Origin of the sequence: Thioalkalivibrio sp. ALRh (assembly GCF_000381425.1) — a bacterium.
GTDB lineage: Bacteria > Pseudomonadota > Gammaproteobacteria > Ectothiorhodospirales > Ectothiorhodospiraceae > Thioalkalivibrio.
Genome location: NZ_KB906519.1, coordinates 1,405,047 through 1,424,224, shown reverse-complemented (window position 1 = coordinate 1,424,224; position 19,178 = coordinate 1,405,047). Strand labels below are relative to the sequence as shown.

The following is a 19,178-nucleotide window of genomic DNA, read 5'->3' as shown; positions in this document are numbered from 1 at the left end:
TCCTTAGCGGCGGGCAACCCCGCTGTCGCGCGCGGCCTGTGCGACCGCCTGCGGCACAGTATCGATCAGGCGCGGATCGAACGGGGTCGGCAGAATGTAGTGTGGACCAAACTCGAGCGCCTCCAGGCCATAGGCGTCCAGCACGGCCTGCGGGATCGGCTCGCGAGCCAGTTCGGCCAGCGCATGCACGGCCGCGACCAGCATCTCGTCATTGATCCGGCGCGCGCGCACATCCAGCGCACCGCGGAAGATGAACGGGAAGCCCAGCACGTTGTTGACCTGGTTGGGGTAGTCCGAACGGCCTGTCGCCATGATCAGGTCGTCGCGCGTCTCGAGCGCCAGTTCCGGCCGGATCTCCGGATCCGGGTTGGACAGCGCGAAGATCACCGGCTTTGGTGCCATGGACTTCAGCATCTCGGGCGTCAGCAGATCGGGGCCCGACAGCCCGATGAAGACATCCGCCCCCTCGCAGGCGTCCTCCAGCGTGCGCGCCTCGGTATCGACCGCGAAGATCTGCTTGTACTCGTTCAGGTCGTTGCGCTGGCTGTGGATCACGCCCTTGCGGTCCACCATGAACAGGTTCTTCTTGCTCGCCCCCAGGCGCAGCAGCAGTTGCATGGAGGCGATGCCGGCCGCGCCGGCGCCAACGCAGACGATCTTCGCGTCACTGAGCTTCTTGCCCTGGATCTCCAGGGCATTGACCAGACCGGCCGCGGTGATGACCGCCGTGCCATGCTGGTCATCGTGGAAGACGGGGATATCCAGACGCTCGGACAGGCGGCGCTCGATCTCGAAGCAGTGCGGCGCGGCGATGTCCTCGAGGTTGATCCCGCCGAAGCCGCCGGCAATGCGGGCCACGGTGTTGATGAAGTCCTCCGGCTGCGGCGCATCCACCTCGATGTCGTAGACGTCGATGTTGGCGAAGGCCTTGAACAGGACGCCCTTGCCCTCCATCACCGGCTTGGCTGCCAGCGCACCGACATTGCCCAGTCCCAGCACGGCCGTGCCATCGGTGATCACCGCGACCAGGTTGCCCTTGCCGGTATAGCGGTAGGCCAGCTCCGGATCGGAGGCAATCGCGCGCACCGGCGCGGCCACGCCCGGCGAATACGCCAGGGAGAGATCATCCTGGGTCGCCGTGGGCTTGGTGATGTGGATGGCCAGTTTCCCGGCCGGCTGCTGTTCGTGGTAATCCAGCGCGCGCTGGGTGAAATCGTTGGACATGGCGTTGCGGGGCCTTTCAAGCAGTGGCTGTCAGAGTGCAGCGGGGTTCCGGGGGCGGTCCGGCCCCGCGACCGGTCAGTTGACCGGGTGGGTCGGCACCGAGGAGCGCCGGGCCTGTTCGTACAGCGGCCGGAACTCGTCGGCCATGCGGGTCAGGTCGCGCTGGCGCGACTCGGGCGCCGGGTGCGTGCTCAGGAACACCGGATGACTTCCGTTGGCCTGTTCCGCCATCTTGCGCCACAGGCTCGCGGCCGCATCCGGATCATAACCGGCCCGCGCGGCCAGTTCGATCCCAATGCGGTCGGCCTCCGCCTCCATCCGGCGGCTGTGCGGCAGCTGCACCGCGAGCGCGGCCCCCAGGGCGGCGCCGGTCAGTGCGACGGGCGAGCGGTCGCCGGTCATCGCATAGCCCGCTACCGCGAGATTGCTGGCCAGGGCCACCGACATCTTCTCGGCCGTGTGCGCGGACAGCGCATGGGCGATCTCGTGGCCGATGATCTGCGCCAGCTCGTCGTCGGTCAGTTCCAGTTGCTCGATGATGCCGGAGTAGATCGCCATCTTGCCACCGGCCATGGCGAAGGCGTTGACCGTGTCCGGTGCCTCGATCACGCGAATCTCCCAATCCCAGTCGGCGGTCTCGGGGCGATACTTGACCGCCTGTGCCACCACGCGCTCGGTAATCTGCTGTACGCGCGCGGTCATCTGGGGGTCGGCGTCCACCCGCCCCTCCTCGCGCGCCGGAGCGAGCATCTCCACATAGGCCGTGCGCGAGGCATCGATTGCCTGATTCTCGGAAACGAGCATCAGCTGCGAGCGCCCGGTGACCGGGTTGGTAGTACAGCCCGGCAGCGCAACGGCCAGGCCCGCGCCGATCAGCAGCGTCAGGGTCAGGGCCAGCGCCGCCCAGCGACGGGGAAACAGGCGGGACAGGGCGTTCATGGATCAAGCACCTCGAGATCAAAGGGGTGGCGGATACGCATCCGCCCTCGCTCCCTCCAAGGATACACCGCGCCGCGCGCAACAACGGTGTTACCCAGCAGTGAGCGCGGTTCCAGATCCTCGAAAAAATCGCGGTCATCCCCGGAGATCAGCAGGTCCAGCGGGCCGTCCAGTACGAGCACCCAGTGCGGGTCGCGCACCCGCACGTCGATTACCTCGCCCTGGACCCGCAGCCGCCCCTGCGAGCGCTCGCGCGGCGGCTCCAGCCAGCCGACCGGGAAGGCCTCGAGCCGCTCCAGCCAGAGCCCTCGTGACGCTTCCCGTGCCACGGTCTCGGCCCCGTAGTAACACTCATCCAGGGGCCCCGGTTCCGGGCCGGGGCGCGGCATCGCCAGGCCATCACCAATCAGACTGGCCGCCAGCAGCGGCCCATCGTCGATCCAGGCATGCATGCGCAGGCGGCCATAGGCGTCGCGGGCCGGACGTCCCGGCAACAGCACCAGGCGCTGATCGACGCCGCGCAGGCGTTCCTCCAGGGACTCGCGCAAGTCCAGCCCGAAGCCCACTGGCAGCAGCTGTGGCGCGACCGATGGAAGTGGGGCCGCCGGTGCCAGACCCAGCAGACGGATGTGCCGCCCGTCTTCCAGGTCCAGGGCATCCGGCGTCCAGACACGCTCGACCGTCACGCGCTGCAGATCACGCGGATCGTGGTCCTCCAGCGCGCACTGCGCCGCGGCCACCGGGGCGATCAGCCACGCCGACAGCGCGACCAAACCAACGAGGGCGCCCCACGGGACGCCCTCGTTGAGTGGCACGAGCATCCGCTGGACGCCCCGCCAGAAACCGCCTCGCGCCATCGGGCGCGAACGCACTTTAGAATGCGAAGCGGCGGTTGAACTTGTCGACCTGACCGGCGGTGTCAACGATCTTCTGCTTGCCGGTGTAGAACGGATGGCACTGCGAGCACACGTCCAAATGCATCTCGTCCTTCGAGAGAGTGGAGCGGGTCTCGAACTGCGCGCCGCAGCTGCAGATGACCTTGACGTTGTGGTAGTTCGGATGAATGTCGGCTTTCATGGTCGGCTCACGCGTGTTCTGGCGAAAAGTGCGATAGCATAGCCGCCTTTCCGGGGCTGTTGCAAGGTCCTTCGTGAAGGCCGGGAGGCGGGCCCTGTGTATGCAAGCCCCTGAAGATAGAGCCCCTTCGAGGCATTTGGGGCGGCCTGTGGATAACCTTGTGGACGAATTGTCCGCGACTGCCGCACCCGGGACCAAGTGGCGCAGCGCCACCCACCCCCGACCGACAACCCGGCCGCGCAACCCGTTAAATCAAAAGGACAATCCGGGAGAACACCGGCTGACGCACCAGGAACCGGGCGCGCCCGGAACAGCTCCCAGAAGGCGATAACTTACTGTGAATAAAAGCAACACCCCGTCTCTCGACAACGCGCAGCGCGTGGGCTTTGTCAGCCTCGGCTGCCCGAAGGCACTGGTCGACTCCGAACAGATCCTGACGCGCCTGCGTGCCGAAGGCTACGAGATCGCCGCGGACTACGACGGCGCGGACCTGGTGGTCGTCAATACCTGCGGCTTTATCGACGATGCGGTGGCCGAATCCCTGGACGCGATCGGCGAGGCCATGGATGCCAATGGCCGGGTGATCGTCACGGGCTGTCTGGGCAAGGATGCCGAGCGCATTCACGAGACCCACCCGGGCGTGCTCGCGGTCACCGGCCCGCATGCCTACGAGGAAGTGGTGGGCGTGGTGCACGAACACCTGCCGCCGCCGGCGACCCCGTTCGAGTCGCTGGTGCCGCCGCAAGGGATCCGCCTGACCCCGCGCCACTATGCCTACCTGAAGATCTCCGAGGGCTGCAACCACCGCTGCAGCTTCTGCATCATCCCCAGCCTGCGCGGCGACCTGGTCAGCCGCCCGATCGGCGAGGTGCTGGCCGAGGCGGAGCGCCTGGCCGCGGCCGGCGTGCGCGAGATCCTGGTGATCTCGCAGGACACCTCGGCCTATGGCGTGGACGTGAAGTACCGCACCGGCTTCCATGGCGGGCGCCCGATCCGTTCCGACATCGCCCACCTGGCCGAGGCACTGGGCCAGCTCGGCATCTGGGTGCGTCTGCACTATGTCTACCCCTACCCGCACGTGGATCGGCTGATCCCGCTGATGGGCTCGGGCGAGGACGGTGGGATCCTGCCGTATCTGGACATGCCGCTGCAGCACGGCCACCCCCGGGTACTCAAGGCGATGCGCCGCCCGGCCGCCGCCGAGCGCGTACTGGAACGCATCGCGAGCTGGCGCGAGCAGGTCCCCGACCTGACCCTGCGCTCGACCTTTATCGTGGGCTTTCCGGGCGAAACCGAGGCCGAGTTCGAGACCCTGCTGGAGTTCCTGCACGAGGCGCAGCTGGACCGCGTCGGGGCCTTTGCCTACTCGCCCGTGGAGGGCGCGGCAGCCAATGACCTGCCGGACCCGGTGCCGGAGGCCGTGCGCGAGGAGCGACTGGCGCGCTTCATGGACGTGCAGGCCCGGATCAGCGCCGAGCGGTTGCGCCGCCGGATCGGCAGCCAGCCGGTAGTGCTGGTCGACGAGGTGCACACGGACGGGACCGTGATTGCCCGCTCTGCCGCGGAGGCCCCGGAGATCGACGGCGTGATCCGCGTGGCCGGGGTCGACCCGGAATCGGTGGATGCCGGGGACTTCATCGAGGTCGCGATCACCAACACCGACGAGCACGACCTGATCGCCGAACTGCCAGACGACTGACCACAAGCCGACCGAACGGAAGCACTGATGAGCGACGCCCTGCTGGAAAGCCACATCCCCGATCTCGAACTGGTCCATCGCGGCAAGGTGCGCGACCTGTACGCGGTCGACGCCGACCACTTGCTGATGGTCACCACCGACCGCCTGTCGGCCTTTGACGTGATCCTGCCCACCCCGATCCCGGGCAAGGGGCGGATGCTGACCGCAATTACCGAGTTCTGGATGCACAAGGTCGAACGCGAGCTGGGCATCCCCAACCAGCTGACCGACATCGCGCTGGAACAGGTGGTCCCCGACCCGGCGATCCGGGCGCCACTGGAGGGCCGCAGTCTGGTGATTCGCCGGCTCGAGGCGCTGCCGGTGGAGGCCGTGGTGCGCGGCTACCTGATCGGGTCCGGCTGGAAAGACTACCAGGCCAGCGGCGCGGTCTGCGGCATCCCGCTGCCGGCCGGCCTGGAACTGGCCTCGAAGCTGCCGGAGGCCATCTTCACCCCCAGCACCAAGGCAGCGGTCGGTGATCACGACGCGAACATCGACTTCGCCACCGTAGTGGACACGATCGGCGAGGAACGGGCGCAACAGGTGCGCAAGGCCGCACTGGCAATCTACGCGATGGCGCGCGACTACGCGGCCGAGCGCGGGATCATCATCGCCGATACCAAATTCGAGTTCGGGGTGGACGCGAACGGGACCCTGCACCTGATCGACGAGGTCCTCACGCCGGACTCCTCGCGCTTCTGGCCGGCGGACCAGTATGCGCCAGGCCGGAGCCCCGAGTCCTTCGACAAACAGTACGTGCGCGACTATCTCGAGACCCTGGACTGGGACAAGACCGCTCCCGGACCCGAGCTGCCGCCCGAGGTCGCGGAGCAAACGGCTGCGCGCTACCGCGAGGCCCTGGAACGCCTGACCCGCGACGCATGATCGAAGTGCCGCCACAGGGCTTGTTCGTCACGGGCAGCGACACAGGCGTCGGCAAGACCTTCGTTGGCTGCGCCCTGCTGGCAGCGTGGCGCGCCGAGGGCCTGGCCCCGCAGCCACGCAAGCCGGTGGAATCTGGCTGCCCCGAGCGCGACGGCACGCTGTTCCCCGAGGATGGCGCTGCCCTGACCGCGGCGGCCGGCCTTCCCGCAACGGCCGTGGCGCAGGTGACGCCGTGGCGGTTTCCCGATGCGCTGGCACCCGATCAGGCCGCTGCGCGCCAGGGTGTGCAGCTGACGGTCGCGGAACTGGTTCAGGCCTGCGAGGTGCCGGGTGGTGGCCCCCGACTGGTGGAGGGTGCGGGCGGGTTCTATTCGCCGCTGTGCGGCGATGGCCTGAACGCCGACCTGGCGCAGACCCTGGGCCTCCCGGTCCTGCTGGTCGCCGAGGACCGGCTAGGGGTGTTGAACACCTGCCTGCTGACGCTGGAGGCCCTGGAACGTCGTGGCCTGCAACTGGCCGGGATCGTGCTCAACCGTCGCCACGCCGATACCGATCCCCTGCTGGACAATGCCGGGGCGCTGGCCCGGTACACGGCCGCACCCATCCTGTCGCTGCCGGAGGGGATAGCCCCGGAGGAGGCGACTCAGAAGCTCTCCACCTGGAAGTCGTCCTGGCGGATGCCGCCTTCGCCCGGGGTGACCTCGTCCAGGGTTTGATCCGGGCGCATGTCGCCGCTCCCGGTCGTCGGCTCGGCGGCCTCTTCGGGCTGGCGGAAGGAGGCCAGCAGGTCGCGCAGCTCGCGCGTCCCGGCGTGATCCACGCGTCGGCTCTCGATGATGTGCACCGGTCGCTGCGCCTCGCCGTAGTACGCCTCGTTGAAGTCGTCACGCACGGTCAGGCGCGAGCCGGACAGGCTCATCCCCAGATAGGCCCCACGCGAGCGGGAATAGGTCAGGAAGTCAGCCGTCGGGGTGGAGCCACGCCCGGCCCCGACCGGACCGGCGGCAACGGAGGCATCGGCGCCGAGACGGATCGCCGAACCGAACATCGAGTCCACCGCATCCTGGGTGCGCGCGACCATCACCACCTCGGCGGCATCACCCCCGAACTGCATACCAAAACTGATCGACCCGGCCGAATAGAAGGCAACCGGCGAGTAGTCGCCCTTGTCCTCGTCCCAGGCGAGGAACACACCCATGCCCCCGGAGCCCCCGATCAGGAACGCGCCGCGTCCAATACGCGGGAAGATGACGACACCTCGGGCGGTGCGCAGATCTTCCTGGAGGTGTTCGTATTCGGGGTGCGTGGCCATACGCTCCAGCGTGACCTTCGCCCGGTCGACAATGTCCTGCGGGTCAACCTCGCGGCTGAACGGGTTGGCGTGGGCAGTGGCGGACAGCGCAGCCACCACCAGCGCGGTCAGGCAAAGATGGATCAGTCGCTGCATTGGGTAAACGCTCCGGATTGCTCGGAATTGGCGACATGATCGCATAAAAAAAGGGGGCCGAAGCCCCCTTTTCCGTGCTGCGATCCGCAGATCAGTTAACCTTGGGATCCAGCTCGCCAGACAGGTAACGCTTGACCATGTCGTCCAGGGAGATCGGCTTGATCTTGGACGCCATGCCGGCGCAACCGAAGGCCTCGTAACGGGCCTGGCAGATGTCCTTCATGGCCGCGGTGGAGGCCTTCAGGAATTTGCGCGGGTCGAATTCCTTCGGGTTCTCGGCCAGGAACTTGCGCACCGCACCGGTGGAGGCCATGCGCAGGTCGGTGTCGATGTTGACCTTGCGCACGCCGTGCTTGATGCCTTCCTGGATCTCTTCAACCGGCACGCCATAGGTCTCGCCCATGTCGCCACCGTACTTGTTGATGATTTCCAGCCACTCCTGCGGAACGGAGGAGGAGCCGTGCATGACCAGATGGGTATCCGGGATGCGGTTGTGGATCTCCTTGATGCGCTGGATGGCCAGGATGTCACCGGTCGGCGGACGGGTAAACTTGTAGGCGCCGTGAGAGGTACCAATGGCGATCGCCAGGGCGTCGCACTTGGTGTTCTTCACGAAGTCGGCAGCCTCGTCCGGGTCGGTCAGCAGCTGGTCGTGGGACAGCTTGCCTTCGGCACCGGAGCCGTCTTCCTCGCCGGCCATGCCGGTTTCCAGGGAACCCAGGCAGCCCAGCTCGCCTTCCACGGACACACCACAGGCGTGGGCGATCTCGGAGACCTTGGCGGTCACGTCACGGTTGTAGTCGTAGCTGGCCGGGGTCTTCATGTCGGGCATCAAGGAGCCGTCCATCATCACCGAGCTGAAGCCGGACTGGATGGAGCGCAGGCAGACCGCCGGCTCGGAGCCGTGGTCCTGGTGCAGCACGACCGGGATGTCCGGATACTGCTCGATGGCGGCAATGATGTTGTGACGCAGGAAGGGCTCGCCGGCGTACTTGCGGGCACCGGCGGAGGCCTGAATGATCACCGGGGAGTCGACCGCGGCGGCCGCTTCCATGATCGAGTGGACCTGTTCCATGTTGTTGGCGTTGTACGCCGGCATGCCATAGCCGTGCTCGGCGGCATGGTCCAGCAGTTGACGAAGGGAGATCAGTGCCATGGGTTCCTCCTTAACGGGATCGGACTGACGTAGTAAAAACTCTTGGGTCTTCCAGGGGGCCGCGTCGGCTCACAACTCGTCGCCAACGCGCACGATCTTCATGGCATTGGTACCGCCATGTTCGCCCTGCAAATCACCCTTGGTAATGATAACCAGCCCGCCATCCTGCACGACGCCCTCGGCCCGGAGCAAGTTGACCGCCTCACGGTTCAGGCTCTCGTGGCTTTCGGGGATCGGCTCCAGGATCCGGGGGTATACCCCGCGATAGAGCGTCATACGGCGGCTGGTGGACTCGTGCTGGGTGAGCGCGTAGATCGGAATACCGGAGCTGATACGCGACATCCACAGGGCCGTGGAACCGGATTCGGTCAGTGCGGCAATGGCCGCCACGTCCAGGTGGTTCGCCGTGTACATCGTGGCCATCGCGATGGCCTCGTCGACGCGGCCAAAGGTCGAATCCATGCGGTGGTCCGACTGGCGCGCGGCGCGTTGGCGCTCGGCGGCCTCGCAGATCCGGTCCATGCTCTCGACCACGCGCGCCGGATAGCGCCCCGTCGCGGTCTCGCCGGAGAGCATCACGGCGTCCGTGCCGTCGAGCACCGCGTTGGCCACATCGAAGACCTCGGCACGCGTCGGGATCGGGTTCTGGATCATGGTCTCCATCATCTGAGTCGCCGTGATGACCAGACGATTGAGCGTACGCGCCCGCGAGATCAGGGTCTTCTGCACGCCGGGGAGCTCGGCGTCACCAATCTCCACGCCGAGGTCCCCGCGCGCGATCATGATCACCTCGGAGGCCGCGATGATCTCGTCGATCACCTCCAGGGCCTCGGAGCGCTCGATCTTCGCGCAGATCCCGGCCTCCCAGCCGGCGTCATTCAACAGGCTGCGCGCCAGGTGCAAGTCCTGCGCGGAACGCGGGAAGGAGACGGCCAGGTAGTCCACCTGAAGCTCGGCCGCCAGACGGATATCCTCGCGGTCCTTTTCGGTGATCGCGGGGGCGGACAAGCCACCGCCCTGGCGGTTGATGCCCTTGTTGTTGGACAACTCGCCCCCGACCACGACGGTCGTCTCGATGCGCGCCCCGTTGACGGCGGTCACCTTGAGCACGATACGCCCGTCATCCAGCAACAGGATGTCGTCGGGGCGCACGTCCTGCGGCAGTTCCTTGTAGGTCAGCCCGACCTGGGTCCCATCCCCGGCGTCGCGATCCAGGTCCCCGTCCAGCGCGAAGGACGCGCCTTCCTGGAGTTGGACCCGACCTTCGCGAAAGCGGTCGATGCGGATCTTGGGGCCCTGCAGATCGCCAAGGACGCCGACGCAGCGACCCGCGCGATCCGCCGCGGCGCGCAGGCGGGCGAGCCGGGTACGATGGTCATCCGGGTCGCCATGCGAGAAGTTCAATCGAACGACATCCACGCCGGCCAGGATGATGGCCTCCATGGCCTCGTCGGTATCCGTGGCCGGCCCGAGGGTGGCCACGATCTTGGTACGTCTCATCCGCGTCGTTCTCCGTCAGCGGAGAGCGCGCCGGGCATCAGCCGCGGGCGCGCTCTTCCAGGATGGCGACGGCCGGCAGGGTCTTGCCTTCGAGAAACTCGAGGAAGGCGCCACCACCGGTGGAGATGTAGCTGATGCGATCGGCCAGGTTGTACTTGTCGATCGCGGCCAGGGTGTCGCCCCCGCCGGCGATGGAGAACGCATTGCTCTCGGCGATGGCCTCGCCCAGGGCCTTGGTACCGGCGGCGAACTGGTCGAACTCGAACACGCCGACCGGGCCATTCCAGACGATGGTGCCAGCGTTGCGCAGGGCCTCGGCGTAGGTCGCCGCGGTATCGGGGCCGACGTCGAAGATCATGTCGTCATCGGCTACGGCATCGACAGACTTGGTCTCGGCCGGGGTGGACTCAGAGAATTCCTTGCCCACGGTCACGTCGGTCGGCACCGGGATCTCGCCGCCCTTGGCGCGAGCCGCCTCCATCAGGCGCTTGGACTCATCGACCAGATCGGCCTCGTACAACGACTTGCCGACACCGTGGCCCTGGGCCGCGATGAAGGTATTGGCGATGCCGCCACCGACGATCAGCTGATCCACCACGCTGGACAGCGATTCCAGCACGGTGAGCTTGGTCGAGACCTTGGAGCCGCCCACGATGGCCACCAGCGGGCGCTTCGGGGTCTCGAGGGCCTTGCCCAGGGCCTCGAGTTCCTTGGCCAGCAGCGGACCGGCGCAGGCCTGCGGGGCAAACTTCGCCACACCATGGGTCGAGGCCTGGGCGCGGTGAGCGGTACCAAAGGCATCCATCACGAACACGTCGCACAGGGCCGCGTACTTTTTGGCGAGCGCCTCGTCGTCTTTCTTCTCGCCCGCATTGAAGCGGACGTTTTCGAGCAGGATGACCTCACCCGGCTGGGCGTCCACACCGTCGAGGTAATCCCGCACCAAGCGCACTTCGCGGCCCAGCAGACCGGCCATGTGCTCGGCGACCGGGGCCAGGGAATCCTCCTCGGAGAACTCGCCCTCGGTCGGGCGGCCCAGGTGCGACATCAGCATCACCGCGGCGCCGGCGTCCAGCGCCTTCTGCACGGTCTCCAGGCTCGCACGGATACGCGCGTCGGAGGTGACCTTGCCGCCTTTCACCGGCACGTTCAGGTCCTGGCGCACCAGCACGCGGCGGCCATTCAGGTCGAGATCGGTCATCTTGATGACAGACATGGGAGTACCTCTCGGAAATACGTTGAACAGATAAAGGCTTCGGGCCAGCCCCGTTCGGGACTCGCCCCAGGCCTCTGGATCCCGGCCAACCCGGGACAAGGAAAACGGCCGGGCCCGCGAGGACCCGGCCGTCAGGCCTTACTTGGCGACGTGCTCCACCATGCGCAGCATGTTGCAGGTGTAGCCGTACTCGTTGTCGTACCAGGCGACGACCTTCACGAAGGTCGGGTCCAGCTGGATGCCGGCGCCGGCGTCAAACACGGACGGGGCGGTGTAGCCACGGAAGTCCGTGGAGACCACCAGCTCGTCGGTGTAACCCAGCACGCCCTTCAGCTCGCCCTCAGAGGCCTTCTTCATGGCCGCGCAGACGTCGTCGTACTTGGCGTCGCCGTTCAGTTCCACGGTCAGGTCGACTACGGAGACGTCGGAGGTCGGCACACGGAAGGCCATACCGGTCAGCTTGCCGTTCAGTTCCGGCAGCACCTTGCCCACGGCCTTGGCCGCACCGGTGGACGACGGGATGATGTTCTCCAGGATGCCGCGGCCGCCGCGCCAGTCCTTCATGGACGGGCCGTCAACGGTCTTCTGGGTCGCGGTGGCGGCGTGCACGGTGGTCATCAGGCCACGCTTGATGCCCCAGGTGTCATTCAGCACCTTGGCCACCGGAGCCAGGGCGTTGGTGGTGCAGGAGGCGGCGGAGACCATGTTCTGGCCCGCGTAGTCACCGTGGTTAACGCCATAGACGAACATCGGGGTGTCGTCCTTGGACGGCGCGGACATCACGACCTTCTTGGCGCCGGCGTCCAGGTGCTTCTGGGCGGTCTCGGCGGTCAGGAACAGGCCGGTGGACTCGATCACGATGTCGGCGTTGATGTCGCCCCACTTCAGCGCGGACGGGTCCTTCTCGGCGGTCAGGCGGATGCGGTTGCCGTTCACCACCAGGTGGTCGCCGTCGACGCTGATGTCGCCTTCGAAGCGGCCGTGCACGGAGTCGTAGCGCAGCATGTAGGCCAGGTACTCCGGATCCAGCAGGTCGTTGATACCGACCACCTGGAGGTTCGGGAAGTCCTTGGCGATGGCGCGGAAGGCCATGCGGCCGATACGACCGAAGCCGTTAATACCAACCTTGATCGACATAGGATGTCTCCTCTCTTTCTTGCTTATGCGAAATCGATGCGGACGTAAGCTTAGCCGTTCAGCACGTCACGGGCGATCTGGGCGACGTTCTCCGGCTTGAAGCCAAAGTAGTCGAACAGGGCGCCACCCGGGGCCGACTCGCCGAAGCGATCCATGCCGAACACGGCGCCGTCCAGTCCGGTGAACTTGTACCAGCCCGCGGTGGCGCCGGCCTCGACGGCCACGCGCTTGCGCACAGCGGCCGGCAGAACGGCCTCGCGGTAGGCGGGGTCCTGCTGCTCGAACAGTTCGACGCAGGGCATGGAGACGACGCGTGCCTTCTTGCCCTCGCCGGCGAGCTCCTCGGCCGCCTTCACTGCCAGCTCGACCTCGGAGCCGGTCGCGATGAAGATCAGGTCCGGGGTGCCGTCGCAGTCTTTCAGCACATAGCCGCCTCGGGCGATATTGGCGAGCTGCTCGCCATCACGCTCCATGTGCGGCAGGCCCTGACGCGACAGGATGAACGCGGACGGGCCATCGGTGCGTTCGATGCCGGCCTTCCAGGCGACGGCGGTCTCGACCGCGTCGCAGGGGCGCCAGACGTTCAGGTTGGGGATCAGGCGCAGGCTCGGGGTCTGCTCGATCGGCTGGTGGGTCGGGCCGTCTTCGCCCAGACCGATAGAGTCATGGGTCAGGACATACATCACGCGCTGCTTCATCAGCGCGGACATGCGGATACCGTTACGGGCATAGTCGGAGAAGATCAGGAAGGTACCGCCGTACGGGATAAAGCCGCCGTGCAGGGCGATGCCGTTCATGATCGTGGCCATGCCGAACTCGCGCACGCCGTAGTAGACGTAGTTGCCCGCGGCATCGTCCTTGCTGACGCCCTTGGAGCCGGAATACATGGTCAGGTTGGAGCCGGCCAGGTCGGCGGAGCCGCCCAGCAGCTCCGGGACGGCCGGGGCCATGCCGGCGATCGCGTTCTGCGAGGCCTTGCGCGAGGCGACCTTCTCGGCCTTCTCGACAGTTTCCTTGATGTAGGCGTTGGCCTTTTCGCTCCAGTCGGACGGCAGGTCACCGGCCATACGGCGTTCGAACTCGGCGGCCAGTTCCGGATGCGCCTGCTTGTACGCGGCAAAGCGCTCCTTCCACTCGGCCTCGGCCTTGGCACCCTTGTCCTTCGCGCTCCAGCCTTCGTAGATGTCGTTCGGGATCTCGAACGGGGCGTGGTTCCAGCCCAGTTCCTTGCGGGTCAGCGCGATTTCGTCGTCACCCAGGGCGGCGCCGTGGCACTCTTCCTTGCCGGACTTGTTCGGCGAACCAAAGCCGATCACGGTGCGGCAGCAGATCAGGCTCGGTTTGCCGGTTTCCTTGCGCGCCTCTTCGATCGCGGCCTTGACCGCATCGGCGTCGTGACCATCGACGCCACGCACGACGTGCCAGCCATAGGCCTCGAAGCGGCCCGGGGTGTCGTCGGTGAACCAGCCTTCCACTTCGCCGTCGATGGAGATGCCGTTGTCATCCCAGAAGGCGACCAGCTTGCCCAGGCCCAGGGTGCCAGCCAGCGCGCAGGTCTCGTGGGAGATCCCTTCCATCATGCAGCCGTCGCCGAGGAAGGCGTAGGTGTTGTGGTCGACGATGTCGTGCCCGGGCTGGTTGAAGTGCGCAGCCATCATCTTCTCGGCCAGCGCCATGCCCACCGCGTTGGAGATCCCCTGGCCCAGCGGACCGGTGGTGGTCTCCACACCCGCGGTGTAGCCGTACTCCGGGTGGCCCGGGGTCTTGGAGTGCAGCTGACGGAACTGCTTGAGCTCGTCCATCGGCAGGTCGTAGCCGGTCAGGTGCAGCAGCGAGTAGACCAGCATGGAGCCGTGGCCGTTGGACATCACGAAGCGGTCGCGGTCGGGCCAGTGCGGGTTGCCCGGGTTGTGCTGCATGTAGTCGTTCCACAGCACTTCGGCGATGTCCGCCATCCCCATCGGCGCGCCCGGGTGGCCGGAATTGGCCTTCTGGACGGCATCCATCGACAGGGCGCGAATGGCATTGGCAAGCTCTCTACGGGTCGGCATGCTGAACTCCTGCTCTTTCGAAATAGTGTTTGGGTTCGGCTGGCGGCGATCAGCGGCGCGGGGCACCAGCGGCGGCCAGACCCGGACAGGTCGACCGATCGAGGGCACACAGATCCTGCCGGCGCTCAAAGACACGGAATGGCCCGAGCAGCCCCAGCAAAGGCGATGCATTTTGGCCACTTTCCGCGATCGGGGCAAGTCGGCGCCAGGGCGCACCAGAACGCGGTCTCAACGGGATTCGTGCGGCCCGGGGCCCCACAAACACCGGGAGGGGGGCTTAGAAAATCTCGTCGAGTTGCGTTACAGTACTGGTCGTTTTGCGCAAAACTAAATCGAAACGACCCACAAAGGAACGCCTAATGTCCAACGATTACATCTTCACCTCGGAATCGGTTTCCGCGGGCCATCCCGACAAGATGGCCGACCTGGTCTCCGACACCATCGTCGACGCCATCATCGAACAGGATCCGCATGCGCGTATCGCCTGCGAGACCGCCACCAAGACCGGCATGGTCATGCTGCTGGGCGAGATCACCACCGGCGCGCAGATCGATTACGAACGCCTGGTGCGCGAGACCGTCTGCGAGATCGGCTACAACGATTCCGACGTCGGCTTCGACGGCAAGACCTGCGCCGTGCTGAACGTGCTGGGTGAACAGTCCCAGGACATCGCCATGGGCGTGGACCGCGACGTCTCCGACCGCGCCACCCAGGGTGCCGGTGACCAGGGCCTGATGTTCGGCTACGCCGCGCGCGAAACCGATACGCTGATGCCCGCCCCGATCTTCTACGCCCACAAGATGGTGCGTATCCAGTCCGAACTGATGAAGAGCGGCAAGCTGCCGTGGCTGCGCCCGGACGCCAAGTCCCAGGTCTCGCTGCGCTACGAAGACGGCAAGCCGGCCGGCCTGGACGCGGTGGTCCTGTCCACCCAGCACAGCCCGGACATCTCGCAGAAGGATCTGCAGGAAGCGATCTACGAAGAGATCTTCAAGAAGGTGCTGCCGAACGAATGGCTGAGCCAGGTCTCCGACGACAAGATCCACATCAACCCGACCGGCAAGTTCGAGATCGGGGGCCCGGTGGGTGACGCCGGTCTGACCGGCCGCAAGATCATTGTTGACACCTACGGCGGCATGGCCCGTCACGGTGGTGGCGCGTTCTCCGGCAAGGACCCGTCCAAGGTGGACCGTTCCGCTGCCTACGCCGGCCGCTACGTGGCCAAGAACATCGTCGCCGCCGGCCTGGCCGACAAGTGCGAGATCCAGGTCTCCTACGCCATCGGCGTGGCCGAGCCGACCTCGATCACCGTCGACACCTTCGGCACCGGCAAGGTCGACGATCGCAAGATCGAAGGCTTCGTGCGCGAAGTGTTTGATCTGCGCCCATGGGGCCTGATCCAGATGATGGATCTGCTGCGCCCGATCTACAAGGCGACCGCCGCCTATGGTCACTTCGGCCGCGAAGACGTCGACCTCCCCTGGGAGCGTACCGACAAGGCCGAGGAACTTAAGAAGATGGCGGGCCTCTAAAAGCACCCGACATTTTGTAAGCGAAATACCCATCCGGCTGAGGAGCGCTGCAGCGGTTTAACCGTCAGGCTCAGCCGGATGCCCCCCCTGAAACGTGAACACGGCGCTCATCCAGATAACCGGAGAAGTTGATCCATGAATGCTGTGATGAACGACAAGAAAACCACCGATTACGTCGTCAAGGACATCAACCTTGCCGAGTTCGGCCGCAAGGAAATTGCGATCGCCGAGACCGAAATGCCCGGTCTGATCCAGACCCGCGAAGAATTCGCGGCCTCCAAGCCGCTGAAGGGCGCCAAGATTGCAGGCTCCCTGCACATGACGATCCAGACCGCGGTTCTGATCCAGACCCTGGAAGCCCTGGGTGCGGACGTACGCTGGGCCTCCTGCAACATCTACTCCACCCAGGACCACGCCGCGGCCGCGATCGCCGACAACGGCACCCCGGTCTTCGCCGTGAAGGGCGAGACCCTGGAAGAGTACTGGGACTACTGCCACCGCATCTTCGAATTCGACGGCGGCGCCAACATGATCCTGGACGACGGCGGTGACGCCACGCTGCTCCTGCACATCGGCGCCAAGGCCGAGAAGGACCAGTCCGTCATCTCCAACCCGGAGAACGAAGAAGAAGTCGCCCTGTTTGCCTCGATCAAGGATCGCCTGGCCAAGCAGCCGACCTGGTACTCCGAGCAGCTCGCCAAGATCAAGGGCGTGACCGAAGAGACCACCACCGGTGTCCATCGCCTGTACCAGATGGCGAAGGACGGCGAGCTGGCCTTCCCTGCGATCAACGTCAACGACTCGGTCACCAAGTCCAAGTTCGACAACCTGTACGGCTGCCGCGAGTCCACCGTGGACTCCATCAAGCGCGCCACCGACGTGATGATCGCGGGCAAGATCGCCGTGGTCTGTGGCTACGGTGACGTCGGCAAGGGTGCGGCTCAGTCGCTGGCCGGCCTGGGTGCCACCGTGTGGGTCACCGAGATCGACCCGATCTGCGCCCTGCAGGCCGCCATGGAAGGTTTCCGCGTGGTCACGATGGAAGACGCGGCCGACAAGGCCGAGATCTTCGTTACCGCCACCGGTAACAAGGACGTGATCACCGAAGATCACATGACCCGCATGAAGAACCAGGCCATCGTCTGCAACATCGGCCACTTCGACTCCGAGATCGCCGTGGCCGCGATGCGCAAGTACGAGTGGGAGAACATCAAGCCGCAGGTTGACCACATCATCCTGCCGAACGGCAACCGGATCATCATGCTGGCCGAAGGCCGTCTGGTGAACCTGGGCTGCGGCACCGGTCATCCGAGCTTCGTGATGTCCAACTCCTTCACCAACCAGACCCTGGCCCAGATCGAGCTGTGGACGAAGGGTGACCAGTACGACAAGAACGTCTTCGTGCTGCCGAAGCACCTGGACGAGAAGGTCGCACAGCTGCACCTGTTCAAGCTGGGCGCCAACCTGACCCGTCTTACCGACGATCAGGCGGCGTACCTGGGTATGTCGGTGGATGGCCCGTTCAAGCCGGAACACTACCGCTACTGATCGGCCAGCCTCACATTTCAATTCGTTGCTAATGTGAACGCCGAGGCGGGCCGCATGTTCGTGCGGTCCGCCTTCTTTTTGTCTGGAGGACAAACATGTCTACCCAAAAACGCGTCTTCAGCGTTGAGTTTTTCCCGCCCAAGGACGAGGCCGGGGCCGAACGACTGGCCAAGGCCCGCAAGCGCCTGGGCGCACTGAATCCCGAGTTCTATTCCGTCACCTTCGGCGCCGGCGGCTCGACCCGCGACCGCACCCTGGAGACGGTCCGGGACATCATCGACAACGACGGCATCCCGGCCGCCCCTCACGTCTCCTGCATCTCCTCGACCAAGGGCGAGCTGCACGAGCTGCTGTCGACCTACCGCGACATCGGCGTTAACCGCATTGTCGCACTGCGCGGCGACCTGCCGTCCGGCACCAAGAACTCCGGCGGCGACTTCCGCTATGCCTCCGAGCTCGTCGAGTTCGTGCGCGCCGAGTTCGGCGACCAGTTCAAGATCGAGGTCGCGGCCTATCCGGAGTTCCATCCTCAGGCCCCGAACGCCGAGAAAGACCTGGAGAATTTCAAGACCAAGGTCGACGCCGGCGCGGACGCCGCGATCACCCAGTATTTCTACAACGTGGACGCCTACGAGGCCTTCATGGAACGGGTGGAGAAGATGGGCATCACCATCCCGATCATTGTCGGGATCATGCCGATCACCAACTACACCCAGATCGTGCGCTTCTCCGAGATGTGCGGCGCCGAGATCCCCCGTTACATCCGCAAGCGGATGGAGGCCTACGGTGACGACAAGGAGTCGATCCGCAAGTTTGGCATCGAGGTCGCCACGCGCCTGACCGACGACGTCCTCGAAAAGGGCGCCCCGGGGATCCACTTCTACTCCATGAACCAGGCCGGTCCGACCGAGACCATCTGGAAGAACCTGGACCTGGACAACCGTCGGTAACACCCGATGCGCTGCCCCCGGCTGCTGATCAACGACACGGATCTGGCCGCGGGGCAGTCTATTCCCGCGTCGCAGGACCGGCTGCACTACGCCACCAATGTCCTGCGTCTCAAGAACCATGCTGCCTGCCGGGTGTTCGACGGTCAGGGCAACGAATTCCACGCCCGTCTGGATATCACCGGACGGCGCACCGGCACCTTCCACCTGGGCGAGCGCGCCGCCGCCGCCACCACACCCGCACGCCCCATTGAGCTGCTCCAGGGCATTGCCCGGGGAGACCACATGGATCTGGCGGTCCAGAAGGCGGTGGAGCTGGGTGTCAGCATAATCCGGCCCGTGCTCTGCGAACGCAGCCGTTCGGCCGCAGCCCATCGGGGACTGGACAAGCGCCATGCCCACTGGGCCGGGATCATCCAGGCCGCCGCCGAACAATGCGGCCGTAACGAGCTACCGCTTCTGGCACCACCAGCCACACTGGACGACACGCTGGGCGCCAGCTCACCCGGCCTCGACCTGGTCGCGGACGAACAGGGCCCACCCCTGTCCGGGGCACTCGACGCGTTCGGGAAGGGGGGCACGTCCGGACGGGTACGGATACTGATCGGACCCGAGGGGGGGCTAACTGACGAGGAACGCCTCCAGACGCGCAAGGCGGGGTTTCAATCCGTCTCGATGGGCCCCCGCACCCTGCGCACGGAGACGGCCGCGATCAGCCTTTTGACCCTGGTGCAATGGAAGCTCGGGGATCTCGACGGTGGGGCGGCCCTCACCTGACGTT

The 19,178-nt window shown here is 65.9% G+C and carries 17 protein-coding genes and 1 riboswitch; of the genes, 7 read left to right on the top strand and 10 right to left on the bottom strand.

The features are described from left to right. Positions 1-3 precede the first annotated feature (3 nt). From F791_RS0106805 to rpmE, 4 genes are all read right to left on the bottom strand, one after another. On the bottom strand, positions 4-1,224 hold the full coding sequence (locus tag F791_RS0106805; protein WP_018138115.1) for a malic enzyme-like NAD(P)-binding protein: 1,221 nt from the start codon (positions 1,222-1,224) through the stop codon (positions 4-6). A gap of 75 nt (positions 1,225-1,299) precedes the next feature. Further along, positions 1,300-2,163 (bottom strand): M48 family metallopeptidase, encoded by an 864-nt coding sequence (locus tag F791_RS0106800; RefSeq protein ID WP_019592387.1) that lies wholly within the window; start codon positions 2,161-2,163, stop codon positions 1,300-1,302. Beyond that, the gene (locus tag F791_RS0106795) at positions 2,160-2,936 is read right to left on the bottom strand and encodes a thermonuclease family protein (protein ID WP_019592386.1); all 777 of its coding nucleotides are present in this window, start codon (positions 2,934-2,936) and stop codon (positions 2,160-2,162) included. Before F791_RS0106795 ends, F791_RS0106800 begins: the two co-directional genes overlap by 4 nt. A 100-nt stretch (positions 2,937-3,036) precedes the next feature. Further along, on the bottom strand, positions 3,037-3,240 hold the full coding sequence (rpmE, locus tag F791_RS0106790) for a 50S ribosomal protein L31 (protein WP_018138118.1): 204 nt from the start codon (positions 3,238-3,240) through the stop codon (positions 3,037-3,039). Between the two features lie 337 nt (positions 3,241-3,577). Here rpmE and rimO point away from each other — a divergent pair, with 337 nt between their 5' ends. The 3 genes from rimO to bioD are packed head-to-tail and all read left to right on the top strand — an operon-like array spanning position 3,578 to position 6,579. After that, complete coding sequence (gene rimO, locus F791_RS0106785) at positions 3,578-4,939, top strand: 30S ribosomal protein S12 methylthiotransferase RimO (protein ID WP_019592385.1); 1,362 nt, start codon at positions 3,578-3,580, stop codon at positions 4,937-4,939. Positions 4,940-4,966: 27 nt separating this feature from the next. Continuing rightward, complete coding sequence (locus tag F791_RS0106780; protein ID WP_019592384.1) at positions 4,967-5,863, top strand: phosphoribosylaminoimidazolesuccinocarboxamide synthase; 897 nt, start codon at positions 4,967-4,969, stop codon at positions 5,861-5,863. Continuing rightward, on the top strand, positions 5,860-6,579 hold the full coding sequence (gene bioD, locus F791_RS0106775) for a dethiobiotin synthase (RefSeq protein WP_019592383.1): 720 nt from the start codon (positions 5,860-5,862) through the stop codon (positions 6,577-6,579). The genes F791_RS0106780 and bioD overlap by 4 nt, the downstream gene beginning before the upstream one ends. Here bioD and F791_RS0106770 read toward each other — a convergent pair. The 6 genes from F791_RS0106770 to tkt all read right to left on the bottom strand — a co-directional run bounded on the left by F791_RS0106770 (position 6,507) and on the right by tkt (position 14,370). Beyond that, on the bottom strand, positions 6,507-7,310 hold the full coding sequence (locus tag F791_RS0106770; RefSeq protein ID WP_018138122.1) for a lipid-binding SYLF domain-containing protein: 804 nt from the start codon (positions 7,308-7,310) through the stop codon (positions 6,507-6,509). The two genes, bioD and F791_RS0106770, sit on opposite strands and share 73 nt — an antisense overlap. Before the next feature lie 91 nt (positions 7,311-7,401). Next, positions 7,402-8,466: a class II fructose-bisphosphate aldolase gene (gene fba / locus F791_RS0106765; protein WP_018138123.1), complete on the bottom strand. Its 1,065-nt coding sequence runs from the start codon at positions 8,464-8,466 to the stop codon at positions 7,402-7,404. A gap of 69 nt (positions 8,467-8,535) precedes the next feature. Further along, positions 8,536-9,966 (bottom strand): pyruvate kinase, encoded by a 1,431-nt coding sequence (gene pyk, locus F791_RS0106760; protein ID WP_018138124.1) that lies wholly within the window; start codon positions 9,964-9,966, stop codon positions 8,536-8,538. Positions 9,967-10,003: 37 nt separating this feature from the next. Then, a complete protein-coding gene (locus tag F791_RS0106755) occupies positions 10,004-11,182 on the bottom strand; it encodes a phosphoglycerate kinase (protein ID WP_018174936.1) in 1,179 nt (392 codons plus the stop codon). Between the two features lie 138 nt (positions 11,183-11,320). Next, positions 11,321-12,319 (bottom strand): type I glyceraldehyde-3-phosphate dehydrogenase, encoded by a 999-nt coding sequence (gene gap, locus F791_RS0106750; protein ID WP_018138126.1) that lies wholly within the window; start codon positions 12,317-12,319, stop codon positions 11,321-11,323. A 50-nt stretch (positions 12,320-12,369) separates the two neighbouring features. Further along, entirely contained in the window at positions 12,370-14,370 is a 2,001-nt protein-coding gene (gene tkt, locus F791_RS0106745) for a transketolase (RefSeq protein ID WP_019592382.1), read from the bottom strand. A gap of 359 nt (positions 14,371-14,729) precedes the next feature. Here tkt and metK point away from each other — a divergent pair, with 359 nt between their 5' ends. The 4 genes from metK to F791_RS0106725 all read left to right on the top strand — a co-directional run bounded on the left by metK (position 14,730) and on the right by F791_RS0106725 (position 19,174). Further along, positions 14,730-15,902: a methionine adenosyltransferase gene (metK, locus tag F791_RS0106740; RefSeq protein WP_018138128.1), complete on the top strand. Its 1,173-nt coding sequence runs from the start codon at positions 14,730-14,732 to the stop codon at positions 15,900-15,902. Positions 15,903-15,935: 33 nt separating this feature from the next. Further along, positions 15,936-16,018, top strand: a riboswitch (S-adenosyl-L-homocysteine riboswitch). Positions 16,019-16,037: 19 nt separating this feature from the next. Beyond that, the gene (gene ahcY / locus F791_RS0106735; protein ID WP_018138129.1) at positions 16,038-17,450 is read left to right on the top strand and encodes an adenosylhomocysteinase; all 1,413 of its coding nucleotides are present in this window, start codon (positions 16,038-16,040) and stop codon (positions 17,448-17,450) included. A 95-nt stretch (positions 17,451-17,545) separates the two neighbouring features. Further along, positions 17,546-18,400, top strand: a complete 855-nt coding sequence (metF, locus tag F791_RS0106730) for a methylenetetrahydrofolate reductase [NAD(P)H] (RefSeq protein ID WP_018174938.1) — start codon at positions 17,546-17,548, stop codon at positions 18,398-18,400. A gap of 6 nt (positions 18,401-18,406) precedes the next feature. Then, complete coding sequence (locus tag F791_RS0106725) at positions 18,407-19,174, top strand: 16S rRNA (uracil(1498)-N(3))-methyltransferase (protein WP_019592381.1); 768 nt, start codon at positions 18,407-18,409, stop codon at positions 19,172-19,174. Positions 19,175-19,178: the final 4 nt, after the last annotated feature.

Excerpts from the sequence above, each read along its gene's own strand:
- F791_RS0106780 (WP_019592384.1), top strand. The coding sequence starts at position 4,967 with ATGAGCGACGCCCTGCTGGAAAGCCACATCCCCGATCTCGAACTGGTC.
- pyk (WP_018138124.1), bottom strand. The coding sequence starts at position 9,966 with ATGAGACGTACCAAGATCGTGGCCACCCTCGGGCCGGCCACGGATACC.
- ahcY (WP_018138129.1), top strand. The coding sequence starts at position 16,038 with ATGAATGCTGTGATGAACGACAAGAAAACCACCGATTACGTCGTCAAG.
- gap (WP_018138126.1), bottom strand. The coding sequence starts at position 12,319 with ATGTCGATCAAGGTTGGTATTAACGGCTTCGGTCGTATCGGCCGCATG.
- F791_RS0106770 (WP_018138122.1), bottom strand. The coding sequence starts at position 7,310 with ATGCAGCGACTGATCCATCTTTGCCTGACCGCGCTGGTGGTGGCTGCG.
- metF (WP_018174938.1), top strand. The coding sequence starts at position 17,546 with ATGTCTACCCAAAAACGCGTCTTCAGCGTTGAGTTTTTCCCGCCCAAG.
- F791_RS0106755 (WP_018174936.1), bottom strand. The coding sequence starts at position 11,182 with ATGTCTGTCATCAAGATGACCGATCTCGACCTGAATGGCCGCCGCGTG.
- metK (WP_018138128.1), top strand. The coding sequence starts at position 14,730 with ATGTCCAACGATTACATCTTCACCTCGGAATCGGTTTCCGCGGGCCAT.
- tkt (WP_019592382.1), bottom strand. The coding sequence starts at position 14,370 with ATGCCGACCCGTAGAGAGCTTGCCAATGCCATTCGCGCCCTGTCGATG.
- F791_RS0106800 (WP_019592387.1), bottom strand. The coding sequence starts at position 2,163 with ATGAACGCCCTGTCCCGCCTGTTTCCCCGTCGCTGGGCGGCGCTGGCC.
- F791_RS0106805 (WP_018138115.1), bottom strand. The coding sequence starts at position 1,224 with ATGTCCAACGATTTCACCCAGCGCGCGCTGGATTACCACGAACAGCAG.
- fba (WP_018138123.1), bottom strand. The coding sequence starts at position 8,466 with ATGGCACTGATCTCCCTTCGTCAACTGCTGGACCATGCCGCCGAGCAC.
- rpmE (WP_018138118.1), bottom strand. The coding sequence starts at position 3,240 with ATGAAAGCCGACATTCATCCGAACTACCACAACGTCAAGGTCATCTGC.
- F791_RS0106725 (WP_019592381.1), top strand. The coding sequence starts at position 18,407 with ATGCGCTGCCCCCGGCTGCTGATCAACGACACGGATCTGGCCGCGGGG.
- bioD (WP_019592383.1), top strand. The coding sequence starts at position 5,860 with ATGATCGAAGTGCCGCCACAGGGCTTGTTCGTCACGGGCAGCGACACA.